1 protein-coding gene is annotated in these 1,036 nt (G+C 40.0%); it reads right to left on the bottom strand.

All coding sequences use genetic code 11. From position 1 onward, the window contains the following. Positions 1-1,036 (bottom strand): hypothetical protein (locus LQZ75_RS09765; RefSeq protein WP_290368230.1); only part of this gene is annotated, 1,036 nt, incomplete at both ends.

Here is a 1,036-nt window from a genome sequence, read left to right as displayed (position 1 = left end):
GAGTACATCAGAATCTGATTCAGCTTCAACAGTTAAGTCAAACTCAACATCAAAATCAACCGCTGACTCATTGTCAACAAGTACAAGTGATTCAGCAGTTAAGTCAACATCGTTGAGTACATCAGAATCTGATTCAGCTTCAACAGTGAAGTCAAACTCAACATCAAAATCAACCGCTGACTCATTGTCAACAAGTACAAGTGACTCAGCAGTTAAGTCAACATCGTTGAGTACATCAGAATCTGATTCAGCTTCAACAGTTAAGTCAAACTCAACATCAAAATCAACCGCTGACTCATTGTCAACAAGTACAAGTGATTCAGCAGTTAAGTCAACATCATTGAGTACATCAGAATCTGATTCAGCTTCAACAGTTAAGTCAAACTCAACATCAACAAGTACTTCAGCAGCGTCAGAAAGCACTTCAAAGAGTGCATCAACATCAGATGCTAACTCAACAAGTACTTCAGCAGCGTCAGAAAGCACTTCAAAGAGCGCATCAACATCAGATGCTAACTCAACAAGTACTTCAGCAGCATCAGAAAGTACTTCAAAGAGTGCATCAACATCAGATGCTAACTCAACAAGTACTTCAGCAGCATCAGAAAGTACTTCAAAGAGTGCATCAACATCAGATGCTAACTCAACAAGTACTTCAGCAGCGTCAGAAAGTACTTCAAAGAGCGCATCAACATCAAAAGCTGATTCAGCAAGTACTTCAGCAGCATCAGAAAGCACTTCAAAGAGTGCATCAACATCAGAAGCTAACTCAACAAGTACTTCAGCAGCATCAGAAAGCACTTCAAAGAGTGCATCAACATCAGATGCTAACTCAACAAGTACTTCAGCAGCATCAGAAAGTACTTCAAAGAGTGCATCAACATCAGAAGCTAACTCAACAAGTACTTCAGCAGCGTCAGAAAGTACTTCAAAGAGTGCATCAACATCAGATGCTAACTCAACAAGTACGTCAGCAGCCTCAGAAAGTACTTCAAAGTCAGTTTCAACATCAGAAGCTAACTCAACAAGTAACTCA

This window comes from Periweissella fabaria (assembly GCF_918814575.1).
Lineage (GTDB): Bacteria > Bacillota > Bacilli > Lactobacillales > Lactobacillaceae > Periweissella > Periweissella fabaria.
Note: the sequence above shows the minus strand (reverse complement) of the source record. Positions and strands in the feature narration are given on the sequence as shown.